Here is a 14,842-nt window from a genome sequence, read left to right as displayed (position 1 = left end):
CCCCGAAGCGAACCCTAACTCTTCGGAAGGCCCGGCGGGTTCAGTTCCGACTTCTGAATGGCTTCCGCCGAGAGTCCCCAGCGGTCCAGGATCTTGCCGTAGGTGCCGTCCTTGATGAGCGAGTTCAGGCCTGCCTGGGCTGCCGCCGCGAAGCCGTTGCCCTTCTTGGTGGTCACCGCGATGCTCGCTTTGAGCGGCCACCCGCCGTCCACCAGGCCCACGTTCTTTGTCTTGCCATCGGTCTGCGACTTGTAGGACGCGGTCGCGTTCGGACCGAACGTCAGGTCCGCACGGCCCGACTGCAGCGCGAGTGTGGACGCAGAGTCGTCGTCGTAATACTGGAGCTCGACCGGCTTCAAGCCGTTCTTCTTGTTCTCGGCGTCCCAGCGCAACAGGATGGCTTCCTGGTTGGTGCCCGAGCCCACAATGATCCGCTTGCCCGCCACATCCGGCGCCGAGTCCACCTTCGTGATGGAACTGCCGCTCTTGGCGTAGAAGCCCAGTTTGTCCTCGCGGTAGCTGGCGAAATCGAACTTGAGCTTGCGCTCTTCCGTCACGGTCACGTTCGAGATGACGGCCTCGTACTTGCCCGATTCCACGCCCAACGGCCAGTCGGACCACGCCGTCGGAACAATGTCCGGCTTGAGTCCCAGCGATTCGGCCAGCGCGACGGCGATGTCCACCTCGTTGCCCACCGGCGTCTTGTTGTCCGTGGCGTAGACAGCCAGCGGCGCCGCGAAGGGGCTCACTGCGACGGTCAGCTTGCCGTCCGCCTTGACGGATTCAGGCACCAGCGCGGCAGCTCCGGGCGAAACCTTCGCCGGGAAACGGTTCTGCTCCGGGGACAAGTTGAAGGTCTTAGAAGCGGAAGAGCCAGCGGACGACGACGGCGCTGACGCGGCCGAGGCGCCCGGGTCTGAGCACGCGGCGAGGCCGAGAGTCGTGGTGACGGCGAGTGCCAACGCGGTGCCTGTTTTGAGGCGTGAAATAGCCATGGAATCCCTTTCGAAAGTGATGGATGGTGTGCGTTGCAGCAACTATCCGGCAGGGCCCAGTACCGGTCAAAACGATTTGAAACGCTGGGATACAGGGGTTAATCCGGCTTCATTCGAGGTCCCGAGAAGTCACACTCGAGCTCGGTGTAGGCTTCCCACACAACGCCCATACCAGAGGAGATTTTTCGTGAGCAACGAGCAAACCCCGGTTACACAGGCACTGGACTCCTACGCCGCCGCGGTCCACGCGAAGGACGTCGACGCGTTCACGGCGCTCTACGACGACAACGTCCACATCTACGATTCCTGGGGACAATGGCAATACACCGGAATCGAGGCTTGGCGGTCGATGGCAGGCGAATGGTTCTCCTCCCTTGGCGAGGAGCGCGTTAAGGTCGAATTCAATGATGTCCAGTCCGTCGCGGGGGAGGACGTGGCTTTCGGGCATGCAGCCGTGACCTTCGCCGGAATCTCGGCGGAAGGCGAACGGCTGCGGGCGATGACCAACCGCTTCACCATTTGCCTTGAGAAGAAGGACGACACCTGGAAGATCTCCCACGAGCACTCTTCCCTGCCCATCGATATGGAGACCGGTAAAGGAATCTTCTCGAGCTGAGACGGAACCCACGCAAGCAAGAGAAATAACCCGGCCGCCGCCGTCGTTGTCGAAAGAGTGGCCGGGAAACCGGCCCCTTGAACGAAACCACCTTCGAAAGGCCGGCACCAACGTGACTGTTCCCCTCTCCATCCTCGACCTGGCAATTATTGGCAAAGGCCAGACGGCGGCGGAGAGTTTCGCCGGGAGCGTCGCCATGGCGCAACTGGCCGAGCGGCTTGGCTACCGCCGGATTTGGTACGCCGAGCACCACAACATGGGCTCGATCGCGTCCTCGGCCACGAGCGTGCTGATCGCCCACATCGCCGCCAACACGAGCACCATCCGGCTCGGTGCCGGCGGCGTCATGCTGCCCAACCACTCGCCGCTCACCATCGCGGAGCAGTTCGGCACCCTCGAGACGCTGCACCCGGGCCGCATCGACCTCGGCCTTGGACGGGCGCCCGGGAGCGACCAGAACACCATGCGTGCGCTCCGTCGCGATCCGATGGCGGCGGACACCTTCCCGCAGGACGTATTGGAGCTGCAGGGCTACCTCACCGGACCCACGCGGATCCAGGGCGTCGAAGCGACGCCCGGCAAGGGCACCAACGTACCCTTGTACATCCTCGGTTCCTCCCTGTTCGGGGCGCATCTGGCGGCGCAGCTCGGCCTGCCCTACGCCTTCGCCTCGCACTTCGCGCCCAACGCGCTGCAGGACGCCGTCGCCGTCTACCGCCGCGAGTTCAAGCCGTCCGAGCAACTGCAGGAGCCGTACGTGATCGCCGGAGTGAACGTCGTGGCCGCAGATTCGGCGGCCGAAGCCCAACGGCTCTTCCTTGAGGTCAAGCGGGACCGCGTCTCCCGCTTCCTGGGCGGCGGACGCGAATTCACCGACGCCGAAGCGGACCTCATCCTCGACTCGCCGCAGGGCCAGCACATCGCGCAAATGGTGAAGTACTCGGCGGTGGGCACGCCGGAGATGGTGCGCGATTATCTCGATGAGTTCGCCCGCCACGCTGATGCCGACGAACTGATTGTCGCCCACCAAAGCACCGGCACGGAGCAGCGGCTGCGGTCCGTCGAGCTTGTGGCGGAGGCCGTGGATGCCTCGGAATCCCTGTTGAAGAGCTGAGACCCGAGCGGATCATTGCGGTCAACAGCCGCACGCCGAACGTGGCTGTCGGCGACATGCGCGAGATCCACGACGATAAGCGCTACGACTAAGAAGGGCGATCTGGCGTTCATGCACACCGACTCGGTCCACCGCCACTACAACCCGTATGACGAGCACGCGGTGGTGCTCGTCATGAAGGCCAAGAGCATCTGGATGTTCGTGGAGCTGACCCAGCAGGGCAACAGCGAACGCCCACGAGTACGACGAACACACCGCGGCACACGCCGGGACGCAGTAACGCCGGAGTTGAGCAGTCGGGTCGGGCCGGAACTATCCGGCCCGGCCCGATCCCGCCCTAGGAGGTCTGAGTGCGAACGCGCTCGGCAGTCCGGCCGAGGTGCTCAGTCATGACTGTTCGTGCGGCTTCAACGTTGCGGGCTTCGATGGCCTCGGCAAGCTTGCGGTGCTCTGTGACACCCTGCTGGCCCATAGGCGCGGAAATGTGCGACTCCTCGAGCGACATCCGCAGGGGACCGTTGAAACTCTGCATCAGCATTTCAATTGCGGGGTTGTGCGTGCACTGCGCGATCCGTGTGTGGAACCTGGCGGAGAGTTCCACGTTGTACTTACCCGCCTCAACAGCCTGCTCGGCCTCCTCGACCATCGCGAAAAGCGCGGCGATGTCCTCCTCCGTGGCCCGTTCGACGGCCAGGGGCAGGGTGCCAAGCTCGATGATGATGCGCGCTTCGGTAACGTTGTGTGCCGTGAGAGGCGCGAGTGAAATGAGGTCGGCCAGACCCTCGCCGAGTCGCTCGGCCGAAGGGCTGGTGAGGAAGGCGCCACCGCGGGAGCCGACGCGGATGGTGAGCAGTCCGTTGGTCTCGAGCACCCGGAACGCCTCGCGGACAGTCACTCGGCTGACGTTGAACCGTTGGCACAACTCGCGTTCGCTTGGCAGCCGATCGCCCGGCTTCAACTTACCCTCGCGAATGAGCGATTTGATCTGGTCGACGATGACCTGGGAAGCCCGATCAACGTTGACGGGAAGGAACATTTCCGGGGTGTTGGTGGCCATTGTGCCCCCTGGTCGGCCGTCAATCAGACGGCGTGGCGATGCGATCGGAACTAAGGTGTCAGCCTCCCCGCCTAATTGCGAGGCAAAGAAGCCTAATGGCATGATACCGCAATGGAATAACAAACAGACTCTTGCCGCGGCAAACACACCATAGGTGCAAAAGGGGCGTACACAGCAGCGGATCGACACAAATCACCCAACTCGAAACAGCCATAGGACTACTCTTCCCCTCCCCTGCGCAGGGAACCGAAGATCCGTGGATCGCTTCGACAGCAACGCGTTAGAAGTTAAACCGATTTCCAGAAGCTGGCGCGTCCGCGGAGCTGTACCTTAGAGACCCAGCGGAACAAGGCTGCTCCAGAAGCGATGTTCGGCCTACGTCACTGCGGTAGCTCCAGCTGTGCTTCTTCTACTGTTTCTCCGCTCGGCAGGGCCGACGTACGCTCAGCAGTTCGACCCAGATGCTTACTCATCACGGCCTCAGCAGCATCAACATAGCGTGCCGCAATCGCATCCACCAGGGCCCGGTGCTCTTTTACTCCTCGAGGCCCCATATAGGGGGCAACATGACGAGCCTGAACCAGTGACATCAACATGGGGCCCTGAAAACTATGCACGAGCATCTCAATCGACGGGTTATGGGTGCACCCCGCGATTCGAACATGGAACGCCGAGGACAACTCCATGGAATACGTCCCATCCACCAAAGCCTTCTCTGCGTGGTCAAGCATCACCTGCAATTCTGCGATGTCTTCGTCGGTGGCACGTTGCACCGCCAAGTGGAGAATTCCTAGCTCAATGATCTTGCGGGCTTCAGTGACATCACCGGCAGTAGCCGTCGCGAGATAGAGAAGATCGGCGAGCCGCTCTCCCAGCCTCTCCGTGGACGGAGAAGTTACAAAAGTTCCGCCGTACACCCCAACTTTGATCACCACAAGCCCGTTGGCTTCAAGAACTCGCAGCGCTTCGCGCACCGTCACCCGGCTCACACCGTACCGCTGACACAAGTCCCGCTCGCTGGGCAGCCGGTCGCCTACAGACAATTGACCACTGCGAATGAGGAGCTTCAGCTGATCAACAATCACCTCCGAGATTCGGGAGACACTGACGGGCCCAAACATGTCCGCTTCAGGTGTGTAAGAACTCTTGCCAACCACGGGTCGCTCCCGACTGTTTCAGCAGATAAGAAAATGACGGCAACGCCTAAGTCTGCTAATTGTTATACCATAAGACCTTCGGGCCGACGCGTACCCAGTTATGAGGCCCCCATGTGCTATCGACCTAGGGGATTCCGACCATTGCCTGAAACGGAGGATGCCGTGAGTTTTCAGCTAACTGTTCGAGAGCGGCTCACAGAGTTCGCGGACAGCCTCAGCGTGCGGGATTGGCGAAGCCTGAAGGGCATGGGTTTCTTCATTGCCTTGCTTCATGTGGTGGGATTTGGCGTGCTCTTCGGGTTTGTTGCGCCGGAACGATTTAACCTCGCTGGTGACTATCCGATCTTTACGGTAGGCGTAGGATCGCTGGCCTACACCTTTGGCCTGCGTCATGCCTTCGATGCCGATCATATCGCCGCCGTCGACAATGCCACCCGAAAGCTCATTGACGACCGCGCTCGGGCCGAGACTGTGGGCGGCGTTCTGTCGCCGCAGCCCCTCTCGCTCGGATTCTGGTTCTCGCTGGGCCACTCGACGATCGTCTTTGCGCTTTCCATTCTCATTTCGCTCGGGGTCCAGGCTTTGATTGTCCAGGTGGGCGACGATTCTTCGGCGTTCCGTCAGTGGACCGGCGTCATCGGCCCGCTCGTTTCGGCGATATTCCTTCTGACGCTTGGCTTCCTCAATATGACTTCTCTTGCGGGGATTGGCAGGGTATTCCGCGATATGCGGCGGGGCACCTTCGACGAAGCCGAACTAGAGAGGCACCTTGATTCGCGCGGCTTCTTTAATCGCTTCCTGGGACGCCTCACCCGCGGGGTCCTCAAGCCGTGGCATATCTACCCTGTTGGAGTGCTGTTTGGGCTTGGCTTCGACACCGCCACCGAAGTGGGGCTGCTGGTTCTCGCTGGCGGAGCGGCTGCGGTGCACATTCCGTGGTACGCCATCATGGTGCTCCCTGTGCTTTTCGCGGCCGGCATGTGCCTGGCGGACACGGTGGACGGCATATTTATGAATACGGCCTATGGCTGGGCCTTCGCCAAGCCGGTGCGCAAGGTCTACTACAACCTCACGGTGACGTTGATCTCCGTCCTCGTCGCCGTGGTGATAGGCGGGATTGAGCTGCTCGGCGTTATCGCGGAACAGCTGAGGATCGAAAGCGGCCCCATTGCGGTCATCGCGAGCATCAACCTGGACTACGCAGGCTTTGCGATTGTCGGGCTCTTCTTGGCGGTCTGGCTCACGGCCCTTGCCGTGTGGAAATTCGCCGGGATTGAACGGCGATGGTCCACCATTCAAACCTCCTCTTCGCCCAAGAGTGACGCCTCGGCAACTCAGCTCCCCCCTAACCGTTGACACCTCGATTTCTTAAAGGGCATAATGGTTAGACCATTACAGGGAGGTTCAAATGGTTCAGATTTCGTATGTCAGTGCCGTCGGCGAAACCACTGTCGTTGACGCCGAGGCCGGCGATTCGGTCATGTCCGCTGCTCTCCGCAATGGAGTGTCCGGCATCATCGGCGAGTGCGGAGGGAACAACTCCTGCGCCACTTGCCATGTATGGGTACGCGAAGAATTCCGGGAAGCCGTCGGCACCCCGGGAGACATCGAAGCGGACCTGATCGACATGGGCGTCTCTGAGCCGCGCGACTGCAGCCGCCTCGGATGCCAAATTGTGCTCGAAGACGAGCTCAACGGTCTGGTTGTCGACCTGCCGCCCACTCAGCCCTAAGGCTCCCTATCCGGGCGCGCCATCTAGAGCCCGGAGAACAGTAAGTACCTCAACTCCAGTCAGGACGAAAGGATCCTTCGCAATGTTGCGTACGGACATCAATGAATTGTTGGCCCAGGCGGGTCCGGGTACTCCCATGGGTGACCTTTTCCGCCGATACTGGCAGCCGGTGCTGCTCGCCGAGGAGCTCCCCGAGAATGACTGCCCGCCGGTACGCGTGAAGGTGCTCTCCGAGCGTCTCATCGCTTTCCGCGACTCCGAAGGCCGCTACGGCTTGATGGACGAGTTCTGTGCGCACCGCGGTGTTTCACTGTGGTTCGGTCGGAACGAAGAAGGCGGCTTGCGCTGCCCCTACCACGGCTGGAAGTACGACGTCACCGGCCAGGCCGTCGAGGTCCCGAGCGAGCTGGCGTCGAGCAACTTCTGCGCCAACGTCAAACTGAAGGGCTACCCGATGGCCAAGCGCGGCGACGTGCTCTTCGCTTATCTTGGTGACCCTGCCGCTCAGCCGCCGCTGCCCGAGTGGGAGGCCTACACCGTCCCGGACGGCCAGGTCTTCACCTCCAAGCGCCTGCAGGAGTGCAACTGGCTCCAGGCTCTCGAGGGCGGCATCGACTCGAGCCACGTCACCTTCCTGCACGGCGGCAACCTGGAGAGCGACCCGCTCTTCAAGGGCTCCAAGGGCAACGAGTACAACAAGGGCGACCTCAAGCCCTTCTTCGAGGTGGTCGACTACGAAGGCGGTTTGCTGATCGGCGCCCGCCGCAATGCTGAAGAAGGTATGTACTACTGGCGCGTGACGCCGTGGGTGCTGCCGAACTTCACCATGGTTCCGCCGCGTGGTGACCACCCCGTCCACGGTCACTTCTGGGTGCCGATCGACGACGAGAACTGCTGGGCATACAGCTTCGACTACCACCCCACCCGCCAGCTCACCGAAGCCGAGGTCGCTGCGATGCGGGCCGGCAAGGGTGTCCACAGCGCGAACGACGCGTCGTACCGTCCGCTGGCGAACAAGGACAACGACTATCTAATGGACCGTGAGTCCCAGAAGCACGGCGAAAACTACTCGGGCATCGAGGGCATTGCGCTTCAGGATTCTTCGCTGCAAGAGTCGATGGGCCCGCTCGTCGACCGGACCAAGGAACGCCTCGTCGCCACCGACGCGGGCATCATCAAGGCCCGCCAGAAGCTCTACAAGGCCGTCAAGGCGCTGCAGGACGGCGTCGAGCCTACCGGCAACCGGGCCAAGGACCAGAAGGTTCGCTCGGTCGCGATCGTGCTCCCGGCCGATCAGTCTTTCGTCGAGGGCATCGGCGAAGCCATGGTCGCCGAACCCGCCAAGCCGCACACCTCGGTCTGAGCCATGTCTCACCACGATCACGATCACGACCACGCGAGTGGTCCGCGCTCGGTGCCGGCTGGCCTGAGCTCCTGCGCTGAGGCTGCGACCGCCAAGGAAGCGGCCTACCGGATCGACTACCCTTTGTCGGCCGCGCGGAACACCCGCGTCGTCGCCCTCGACGACGAAGCGGAGCGGATCGTCCGCTCCGCGGCGTTGCTTGACTGGGGTCAGGCTCGTTTCTTCTCCATAACTGACCCTGGCGAGGTGCTGGCTGAGGTAGGCGCCTCGGACGTGCCCCTCGATAAGGTCATGACCGACACCAACACGGTGGTCATGGTGGCCACTTCCGGCGAGAACGCGACGGCGGTCGCCGCCATCGGTGACCTCGCCCGTGAACGAGGGATCATGACGGCAGGACTGGTCGTCGCCCCGGGTGCGCTCACCAGTGACGCCCTCTTCCACCTCCGTCCCCACGCCCGGATATTGCTGGTCCCGGCGGAAGAGGACGATCTGATTGAACTGTTGAGGGCCACCCGCGCATGAACACCATGACCATTCCCCAACTCCAAGCCATGAAGGCGGCTGGCCAGAAGAGTGCCTGCATCGTCGCATGGGACTATCAGATGGCACGCATTGCAGACCGCGCTGGCGCGGACATCATCTCCGTGGGAGACTCCGTGGGCGTCAACCTGTGGGGCCAGTCTCATCCGCTGGAGATCACCATGGAGGAGATCCTCGTGGCCGCCAAGGCTGTGCGCCGTGGCGTCGACAACGCGCTCCTGAGCTGCGACTTCCCCTTCGGCCCACTTCAGGAGGGTGCCAAAGAGGCTGTCAGAGCAGCTATCCGCCTCGCGAAAGAGGCCGGCGTCGACCTCGTCAAGCTCGACGGCGCCGCCGGCTTCCCCGAGGCGGTCGAGGCCGTCACCCGTGCAGGCGTGCCCGTCTTTGCGCAGTTCGGTGTCACACCGCAAACGGCGCTCAAATACGGCGTCGCATATTCACAGGCCGAAGGTGTCCTGGTCCCGGACGAGATGGTGGGGCAGTTCATTGCCGAGGCCAAGCGGCTCGAGTCCGCTGGCGCCGTCGCGCTCAACTTCACGAACTCGGGTCCCGTGGTGGGGCCGGCCGTGGTAGCCGCAGTGTCCATCCCGGTGCTCGGCGGATTCGGCGGCGGTCCATGGCTTGACGGCCGGATCCGGATGTCCACCGCCGCCATCGGCTACAACGCCAAGTGGATAGACCAGGAACCCACCACCTACGCCAATGTGGGGCGCGTCGCCTATGACGCCCTCACCGAGTGCATCGCCGATATCCGCGGGGCGCAGCACCTCCGCGGCCAGGGATAACAGGAGTTAGTCATGCCGATCGTCGAAATTGATGGAATCCCCACCCGCTACGAAACGGTGGGTGACGGCCCGCCGCTGCTGATGTTCAGCCCGGGCGGATTCGACTCCACCCTGGAGAATTGGACCACTTTCGGCCGCTACCGCAACCTCGGCTTCGTCGACGCGCTCAAGGACAGCTACACCTGCGTGGTCTTTGACCGTCGTGAGTCCGGACAGTCTGGTGGCCGGGTGGAGCGCCTCACCTGGGACCGATATGTGACCCAGGCGTTGGGGCTCATCGATCACCTCGGCTACGATGCCGTCCACACCATGGGCGGCTGCGTTGGATGCTCGACGGCGGCAGCGCTCGCCGTCCAGCATCCGGAACGCGTGCGCAGCATGGTGCTGTTCTCGCCCGCCGGAGGGCCGCAGTACCGGATGGGACAGCACCGCCGCTTCACCCAGCACCTCGCCTTCGCGATGGAGCACGGGATGCAGGCCGTCGTCGAGCTCGCCCGTTCTAGCACCGCCGGATTCAGTAAGGATCCGCGCGTCGGGCCGTGGGCGGCACCGCTGCGCAGCAACGCGGGGTTCGCCGCGGCTTACGCAGCCATGGACGCGAAGAAGTACGAGCTCATCGTGGACGGAACCGTGCGCGGTCTCTTCGACCGGGACACAGTGCCGGGTGTCGAGGTCGAGGATCTCATGACCCTCCAGGTGCCCGGGCTGATCGTGCCGGGCCAGGACAGCTCCCATGCGCCGTCTGCCGCGCGCTACCTCGAAGAATGCCTCCCGGTTCATGAATTCTGGGATGTTCCCGTCGTCGAACAGACTCCGGAAACGTCACCTGCCCGGATTCGGGCGTTCCTCGAGCAGCACTAGTGGGTCCACTGGTGCTGCTGCGCCACGGTGAAAGCGTCGCGAATGCCTGCGATATGTTCGCGGGTTGGCTCGACGTCCCCCTTACTGAGCGGGGCCGCACCGAGGCGCGCGACGCCGCGCAGAGCCTTGCGGCGCTGTGTCCCGACGCAGTGCACACCTCAGTCCTAGGGCGGGCCGTGGAAACGGCCCGCCTGCTGATCGAGGAAGCCGGCTGGGAACTGTCCCCGAGGGCGCACTGGCGGCTGAACGAGCGGCACTATGGTGCGCTTCAAGGCCTGGTCAAGAACCAAGCAAGGGCGCGCTTTGGTGCAGAGAACGTCCAGTGGTGGCGCCGCGGCGTCGACGGCCGTCCGCCATGGGCAGGTGACGCCGTACTAGCCGCCCAACGCGCCGATCCGCGGTACCTGGGGATTCCCGAAGCGGCGGGCATTGCCGCGGAGAGCCTCGCAGACGTGGCAGAACGTATGACGCCGTACTGGCTCGATGTCCTGGCTCCGGAGCTTGCTGCGGGCCGAAGCATGGTGGTGGTTTCGCATGGCAACGCCCTGCGGGCACTGATGCACCTGTGTACGGGTAAGCCTCTAGGGGAGACCGCTCCCAGCGAGCTCGGAACCGCCATCCCTCTGATTATTCAGGCCGCTGCCCTTCAGACGCAGATTCCTGTTCCCTGACGGCGATACGCGTCTCTATCCGACGAGCCCGCGAACGGACTCCGCGAAGAGCTCGTCCAGCTTCACGGTCTTGGCCAAGATGTGCTGCTTGCTTGTCTGTTCGATGAGGTCCTCGAGCACGGCACGGTTCGGTTCGATGCCGTAGGGGAGCGGATCGTCCCAGCCCGTGGCCTCGAGCACCTTCAGGTGCAGGCGGTCCGCTGAGTCGGGCTCGGCGATCGCGCCAGCCTTGAGGTCGGCCACGTACCGGCGCTTGGACTCGGCGAAGGCCTCGAAGACAGCCACCGCTGAGTCGGGGTGGGCCTCAAGGACCTCGTCTTTGATGACCACGAGGTGGTTGATCGGGTACAGGCCCGTTTCACGCAAGGCGGTGAGGGCGACGTCGTTCGCGTTGGGGATGAGCGGGACAAGGGCGGGGGAGTCGCTCTTGACCCCGATCGCGGCCTCGAGCTCGCCCTCAAGCACCATCTGTTCGAGGGTTTTGCCAGACCGGGCGGAAATGATGTTCGACGGCGGCGCATACGCTTCGACGTGCTCGTCGCCGGAGAGGACCCAAGTGACGGAGTCGAGGTCAAGGCCGTACTGATTTGCCATTATTGAGCGGGCCCAGACACCGGTGGTCACGGTGTAGCCTCGGTTCACGCCGATGCGCTTGCCCACGAGCTGCCCGGGATCGGTGATGCCGGAATCGCGGCGGACCACGATCGCGTTGTGGTGGAAACCGCGGACCAGGAAGATCGGCAGGGCGGTGAATTTTACGCCGTGTTCCCTGGCGGTGAGGTAGGTGGTGAGCGCCATTTCGCTGACGTCGAAGGCGAGCTCGCGGACCATGCGACGGAATCCCTTGACGAGGACGGGCACCTCCTCGAAGTCGAGCGAATAGCCGGCAGGGGCAACGGTACCGTCTTTGACACGGCTGTTATTCCCTTGGGATCGGCTAAGAGCGGAAAGCTGGACGGGCATGTTGCCTCCGGTGAGGTCTAGTGATGGTCGACACTTCCATGGTAGATTGGACTAACCATTTTGCCAAGGCCTTTAGGCCGTGCTCGAGGGAGCCAGTAAATGTCTGAGAAGGTGCTTGCGGCGGTCCGGGTTGCTCCGGGAACCACCGAAATGCGCGAATTTGACCGGCCGAATATCGACGATGAGTCGGCCCTGTTGAAGATCGAGGTCGCAGGAATCTGCGGCACGGATGTGAAGCTTTATTCCAAACCGCCCACCACCCTGGCCACGCGGGGCCCGGTGATCATGGGCCATGAAAACGTTGGCGTCATCGTGGAGGCCGGCGAAAAGTTCAAGAAGCGCCAAGGACTCAAAGAAGGTGACCGCGTCTTCGTGGAGCATTATGTTGCCTGCTTCAGCTGCGAGTGGTGCCGCATTGGCGAATACCGCCACTGTCAGGCCACCGACTGGCGCACCAACCCGGACGCGCGCCGTTTCGGATACACCTCCGCTGACTTCCCTGGAACTCTCTGGGGCGGATTCTCGGAATACATGTATCTGCCGTGGAACGCCGTGCTCCACAAGATCCCGGACACCATCACCGCGGAAGAGGCCGGCCTGGTCATGCCGCTATCCAACGGCATCGAATGGGCGCTCCTGACCGCCGGCGTCGGCTACAACGACACTGTTCTGATCCAGGGCCCTGGCCAGCAGGGCCTTGCACAGCTTGTTGCCGCCAAGACCGCCGGCGCTTCCCAGGTGATCGTCTCAGGCACTACGCGTGACAAAGCCCGTTTCGAGCTGGCTAAGGAACTAGGCGCCGACGAGGTGATCGACGTTCTCACCGAGGACCCGCGCGAGAAGATCATGGATCTGACCAACGGCAGGGGCCTGGACTTCGTGCTCGACTGCACCTCCCGTGCCGGTACCGCTCCGGTGCTGCTCGGCGTCGACGTCCTCAAGCGCCGAGAGGGCACCCTGCTCATCCAGGGCGAGCTGGCGGCGTTCCCGGATTTCCCGGTCAAGCAGGTTACCGAGAAGGCCATCACCATCAAATCGGCCCGCGGCCACTCCTTCAACGCTTGCGAACTTGCGGTGGCTCAGCTTGCCTCGCGCCGCTACCCGTTGGAGAAGCTTGCCACCCACCGCTACGGCATCGACCAGGTGGACCACGCTATCCGCGTGCTCGCCGGCGAAACCGACGAGGATGCCATCCACGTCTCGATGATGCCCGCAATGATCGGTCAGTCCGGCGGAGCGGTGCGCTGATGGCCGGCCTCGTCGTGACTAACCCGCCGCGCGCCGAACGGGACATTGTGGACGCCTTCGCTCGCTACGGCGTCGCCACCGTTCATGAGGCCCAAGGCCGCGAGGGCCTGCTCGGCTCGCACATCAACCCGGTGCAGATGGGAGCCCGGATCGCCGGCAACGCTGTCACCGTCACGGTCGCCCCGGGCGACAACACCACCATCGGCGTTGCGGTGGAGCAGTGCGCCAATGGTGATGTGCTGGTTGTTGCGCCAACCGCGCCATGCGATATGGGCTACTTCGGCGACCTCCTTGCCACCTCGCTCAAAGCACGCGGCGTGCGCGGACTCGTCATCGAAGCGGGGGTGCGGGATGTGGCCGATCTTCAGGGGATGGGCTTCCCGGTATGGTCCAAGGCCGTTTCGGCCGAGGGCACCGGCAAGGGAACCCTTGGCGACGTCAACGTCCCTATCTCGATCGCCGGCAGGATCGTTAATCCTGGTGACGTGGTGATCGCCGACGACGACGGCGTCGTCGTCGTGCCCCGCCTTAAAGCAGCCGAGGTGCTCGCCGCCTCGAAGGCGCGCGAGGAGAAGGAAGCGAAGGCGCGTGTGCGGTACCAGGCCGGCGAGATTGCCCTGGACGTCAACAACATGCGTGCGCTGATTGAAAAGGCCGGCATCCGTTACGTCCCTTACGAGGACTGGATTCAGGAGGCCCAGAAATGATCATCGACATCCACGGCCACTACACCACGGAGCCTGCGCAGCTGTTCGCCTTCCGTAAGGCCCAGCTCGCCGGCGAGAACGCCACGCTCGCGGCGATCAGCGACGCCGAGCTTCGCGAAAGCGTGGAGCCAAACCAGCTGCGCGTGCTGAGGGAGCGTGGCGGGGACCTCATGGTCTTCTCCCCCCGGGCTTCGGGCATGGAGCATCACGTTCCGGACGCCAGCATCGCGGATGCTTGGGCTCGGGCCTCGAATGACCTGGTGCATCGTGTGAGCCAGCTGTACCCGGAGCACTTCGCGCCGGTGGCCCAGCTGCCACAGACACCGGAGGGCAACCACGCTGGCGTCATTGCCGAGCTGAGGCGCACGGTCACCGAGCTTGGGTTCGTGGGCGCGAACCTCAACCCGGATCCCTCAGGTTCCTGGGCGGGAAAGCCACTGACGGACGAGTCCTGGTTTGACCTCTACGAGGTCATCCAGGAACTCGACATCCCCGTCATGGTCCACGTGTCCACGGCGTGCAATCCGAACTTCCATACCCTGGGTGCGCACTATTTGAACGCGGACACCAGCGTGTTCATGCAGCTGCTGCAGTCGGACCTCTTCCAGCGCTTCCCGGGGCTGCGATTCGTGATCCCGCACGGCGGCGGCGCGATCCCGTACCACTGGGGCCGCTACCGTGGCCTGTCCATGCGTAACGGTTGGCAGGACCCCTCCGAGCTGCTGAAGAACGTCTTCTTTGACACGGCGGTGTACCACCAGCCGGGCATTGACCTGCTGACCCGCGTTGTCCCGTCCCGCAACATCCTCTTCGCTTCCGAGATGCTCGGTGCCGTGCGCGGCGCGGACCCGGAGACCGGTGTGGAGTGGGACAACACCCTGGTCTACGTTAGACGTGCCGGTCTGTCTGGGGAGAATGAACGCCGGATCCTCCTGGAGAACGCCCTTGAGGTCTATCCGGGACTGGCCGAGCGCGTTCCCGCGGCTTCCTGAGCCGAGCATCCGGGTCAAACGAGGTCGCCCCTCACCTC

The 14,842-nt window shown here is 63.3% G+C and carries 16 protein-coding genes; 12 read left to right on the top strand and 4 right to left on the bottom strand.

All coding sequences use genetic code 11. The features are described 5' to 3' along the window. Nucleotides 1-14: 14 nt before the first annotated feature. Nucleotides 15-995 carry an ABC transporter substrate-binding protein gene (locus tag HNP00_RS13280; protein WP_184739801.1) on the bottom strand — a complete coding sequence of 327 codons (981 nt, stop codon included), beginning with the start codon at nucleotides 993-995 and terminating at the stop codon, nucleotides 15-17. A gap of 187 nt (nucleotides 996-1,182) precedes the next feature. On the opposite strand from HNP00_RS13280, the gene HNP00_RS13275 reads away from it, so the two are divergent. Further along, nucleotides 1,183-1,611, top strand: coding sequence for a nuclear transport factor 2 family protein (locus HNP00_RS13275; RefSeq protein ID WP_221451478.1), 429 nt, complete (start codon nucleotides 1,183-1,185; stop codon nucleotides 1,609-1,611). A gap of 112 nt (nucleotides 1,612-1,723) precedes the next feature. Next, entirely contained in the window at nucleotides 1,724-2,725 is a 1,002-nt protein-coding gene (locus HNP00_RS13270; protein WP_184739799.1) for an LLM class flavin-dependent oxidoreductase, read from the top strand. Nucleotides 2,726-3,062: 337 nt separating this feature from the next. Here the strand turns inward: HNP00_RS13270 and HNP00_RS13265 are convergent, their stop codons facing one another. Both HNP00_RS13265 and HNP00_RS13260 read right to left on the bottom strand, forming a co-directional pair. After that, nucleotides 3,063-3,782, bottom strand: coding sequence for a FadR/GntR family transcriptional regulator (locus HNP00_RS13265; protein ID WP_221451476.1), 720 nt, complete (start codon nucleotides 3,780-3,782; stop codon nucleotides 3,063-3,065). A 380-nt stretch (nucleotides 3,783-4,162) separates the two neighbouring features. Further along, on the bottom strand, nucleotides 4,163-4,867 hold the full coding sequence (locus HNP00_RS13260; protein ID WP_311770577.1) for a FadR/GntR family transcriptional regulator: 705 nt from the start codon (nucleotides 4,865-4,867) through the stop codon (nucleotides 4,163-4,165). Between the two features lie 234 nt (nucleotides 4,868-5,101). Between HNP00_RS13260 and HNP00_RS13255 the strand changes: the two genes are divergently transcribed. From HNP00_RS13255 to HNP00_RS13225, 7 genes are all read left to right on the top strand, one after another. Next, the gene (locus tag HNP00_RS13255) at nucleotides 5,102-6,295 is read left to right on the top strand and encodes a HoxN/HupN/NixA family nickel/cobalt transporter (RefSeq protein WP_311770576.1); all 1,194 of its coding nucleotides are present in this window, start codon (nucleotides 5,102-5,104) and stop codon (nucleotides 6,293-6,295) included. Between the two features lie 52 nt (nucleotides 6,296-6,347). Continuing rightward, complete coding sequence (locus HNP00_RS13250; protein WP_184739795.1) at nucleotides 6,348-6,671, top strand: 2Fe-2S iron-sulfur cluster-binding protein; 324 nt, start codon at nucleotides 6,348-6,350, stop codon at nucleotides 6,669-6,671. Between the two features lie 82 nt (nucleotides 6,672-6,753). Next, complete coding sequence (locus HNP00_RS13245; RefSeq protein ID WP_184739793.1) at nucleotides 6,754-8,034, top strand: Rieske 2Fe-2S domain-containing protein; 1,281 nt, start codon at nucleotides 6,754-6,756, stop codon at nucleotides 8,032-8,034. Between the two features lie 3 nt (nucleotides 8,035-8,037). Further along, nucleotides 8,038-8,559, top strand: coding sequence for a 3-methyl-2-oxobutanoate hydroxymethyltransferase (locus HNP00_RS13240; RefSeq protein ID WP_184739791.1), 522 nt, complete (start codon nucleotides 8,038-8,040; stop codon nucleotides 8,557-8,559). Further along, nucleotides 8,556-9,362 carry a 3-methyl-2-oxobutanoate hydroxymethyltransferase gene (locus tag HNP00_RS13235; protein WP_221451475.1) on the top strand — a complete coding sequence of 269 codons (807 nt, stop codon included), beginning with the start codon at nucleotides 8,556-8,558 and terminating at the stop codon, nucleotides 9,360-9,362. The genes HNP00_RS13240 and HNP00_RS13235 overlap by 4 nt, the downstream gene beginning before the upstream one ends. 12 nt (nucleotides 9,363-9,374) lie before the next feature. After that, nucleotides 9,375-10,223, top strand: a complete 849-nt coding sequence (locus HNP00_RS13230) for an alpha/beta fold hydrolase (RefSeq protein WP_184739789.1) — start codon at nucleotides 9,375-9,377, stop codon at nucleotides 10,221-10,223. Beyond that, nucleotides 10,223-10,894, top strand: a complete 672-nt coding sequence (locus HNP00_RS13225; protein WP_184739787.1) for a 2,3-diphosphoglycerate-dependent phosphoglycerate mutase — start codon at nucleotides 10,223-10,225, stop codon at nucleotides 10,892-10,894. Before HNP00_RS13230 ends, HNP00_RS13225 begins: the two co-directional genes overlap by 1 nt. A gap of 15 nt (nucleotides 10,895-10,909) precedes the next feature. Here HNP00_RS13225 and HNP00_RS13220 read toward each other — a convergent pair whose 3' ends face one another. Then, nucleotides 10,910-11,857, bottom strand: a complete 948-nt coding sequence (locus HNP00_RS13220; RefSeq protein WP_184739785.1) for an ABC transporter substrate-binding protein — start codon at nucleotides 11,855-11,857, stop codon at nucleotides 10,910-10,912. A gap of 99 nt (nucleotides 11,858-11,956) precedes the next feature. Here HNP00_RS13220 and HNP00_RS13215 point away from each other — a divergent pair, with 99 nt between their 5' ends. Genes HNP00_RS13215 through HNP00_RS13205 form a run of 3 tightly spaced genes read left to right on the top strand, consistent with a single transcriptional unit; the run spans nucleotide 11,957 to nucleotide 14,804 of the window. Further along, nucleotides 11,957-13,105, top strand: coding sequence for a zinc-binding dehydrogenase (locus HNP00_RS13215; RefSeq protein ID WP_184739783.1), 1,149 nt, complete (start codon nucleotides 11,957-11,959; stop codon nucleotides 13,103-13,105). Next, nucleotides 13,105-13,812 (top strand): 4-carboxy-4-hydroxy-2-oxoadipate aldolase/oxaloacetate decarboxylase, encoded by a 708-nt coding sequence (locus HNP00_RS13210; RefSeq protein WP_184739781.1) that lies wholly within the window; start codon nucleotides 13,105-13,107, stop codon nucleotides 13,810-13,812. Before HNP00_RS13215 ends, HNP00_RS13210 begins: the two co-directional genes overlap by 1 nt. After that, nucleotides 13,809-14,804 carry an amidohydrolase family protein gene (locus HNP00_RS13205; RefSeq protein WP_184739779.1) on the top strand — a complete coding sequence of 332 codons (996 nt, stop codon included), beginning with the start codon at nucleotides 13,809-13,811 and terminating at the stop codon, nucleotides 14,802-14,804. Before HNP00_RS13210 ends, HNP00_RS13205 begins: the two co-directional genes overlap by 4 nt. Nucleotides 14,805-14,842 lie beyond the last annotated feature (38 nt).

The sequence above is a fragment of the Arthrobacter sp. AZCC_0090 genome (assembly GCF_014207375.1).
Lineage (GTDB): Bacteria > Actinomycetota > Actinomycetes > Actinomycetales > Micrococcaceae > Arthrobacter.
The sequence above is the reverse complement of the archived record's forward strand: the minus strand, read 5'-3'. Positions and strand labels throughout refer to the sequence as shown.

Coding starts and splice junctions, on each gene's coding strand:
- HNP00_RS13280 (WP_184739801.1), bottom strand. CDS start 995: ATGGCTATTTCACGCCTCAAAACAGGCACCGCGTTGGCACTCGCCGTC.
- HNP00_RS13265 (WP_221451476.1), bottom strand. CDS start 3,782: ATGGCCACCAACACCCCGGAAATGTTCCTTCCCGTCAACGTTGATCGG.
- HNP00_RS13250 (WP_184739795.1), top strand. CDS start 6,348: ATGGTTCAGATTTCGTATGTCAGTGCCGTCGGCGAAACCACTGTCGTT.
- HNP00_RS13245 (WP_184739793.1), top strand. CDS start 6,754: ATGTTGCGTACGGACATCAATGAATTGTTGGCCCAGGCGGGTCCGGGT.
- HNP00_RS13240 (WP_184739791.1), top strand. CDS start 8,038: ATGTCTCACCACGATCACGATCACGACCACGCGAGTGGTCCGCGCTCG.
- HNP00_RS13235 (WP_221451475.1), top strand. CDS start 8,556: ATGAACACCATGACCATTCCCCAACTCCAAGCCATGAAGGCGGCTGGC.
- HNP00_RS13230 (WP_184739789.1), top strand. CDS start 9,375: ATGCCGATCGTCGAAATTGATGGAATCCCCACCCGCTACGAAACGGTG.
- HNP00_RS13220 (WP_184739785.1), bottom strand. CDS start 11,857: ATGCCCGTCCAGCTTTCCGCTCTTAGCCGATCCCAAGGGAATAACAGC.
- HNP00_RS13215 (WP_184739783.1), top strand. CDS start 11,957: ATGTCTGAGAAGGTGCTTGCGGCGGTCCGGGTTGCTCCGGGAACCACC.
- HNP00_RS13210 (WP_184739781.1), top strand. CDS start 13,105: ATGGCCGGCCTCGTCGTGACTAACCCGCCGCGCGCCGAACGGGACATT.
- HNP00_RS13205 (WP_184739779.1), top strand. CDS start 13,809: ATGATCATCGACATCCACGGCCACTACACCACGGAGCCTGCGCAGCTG.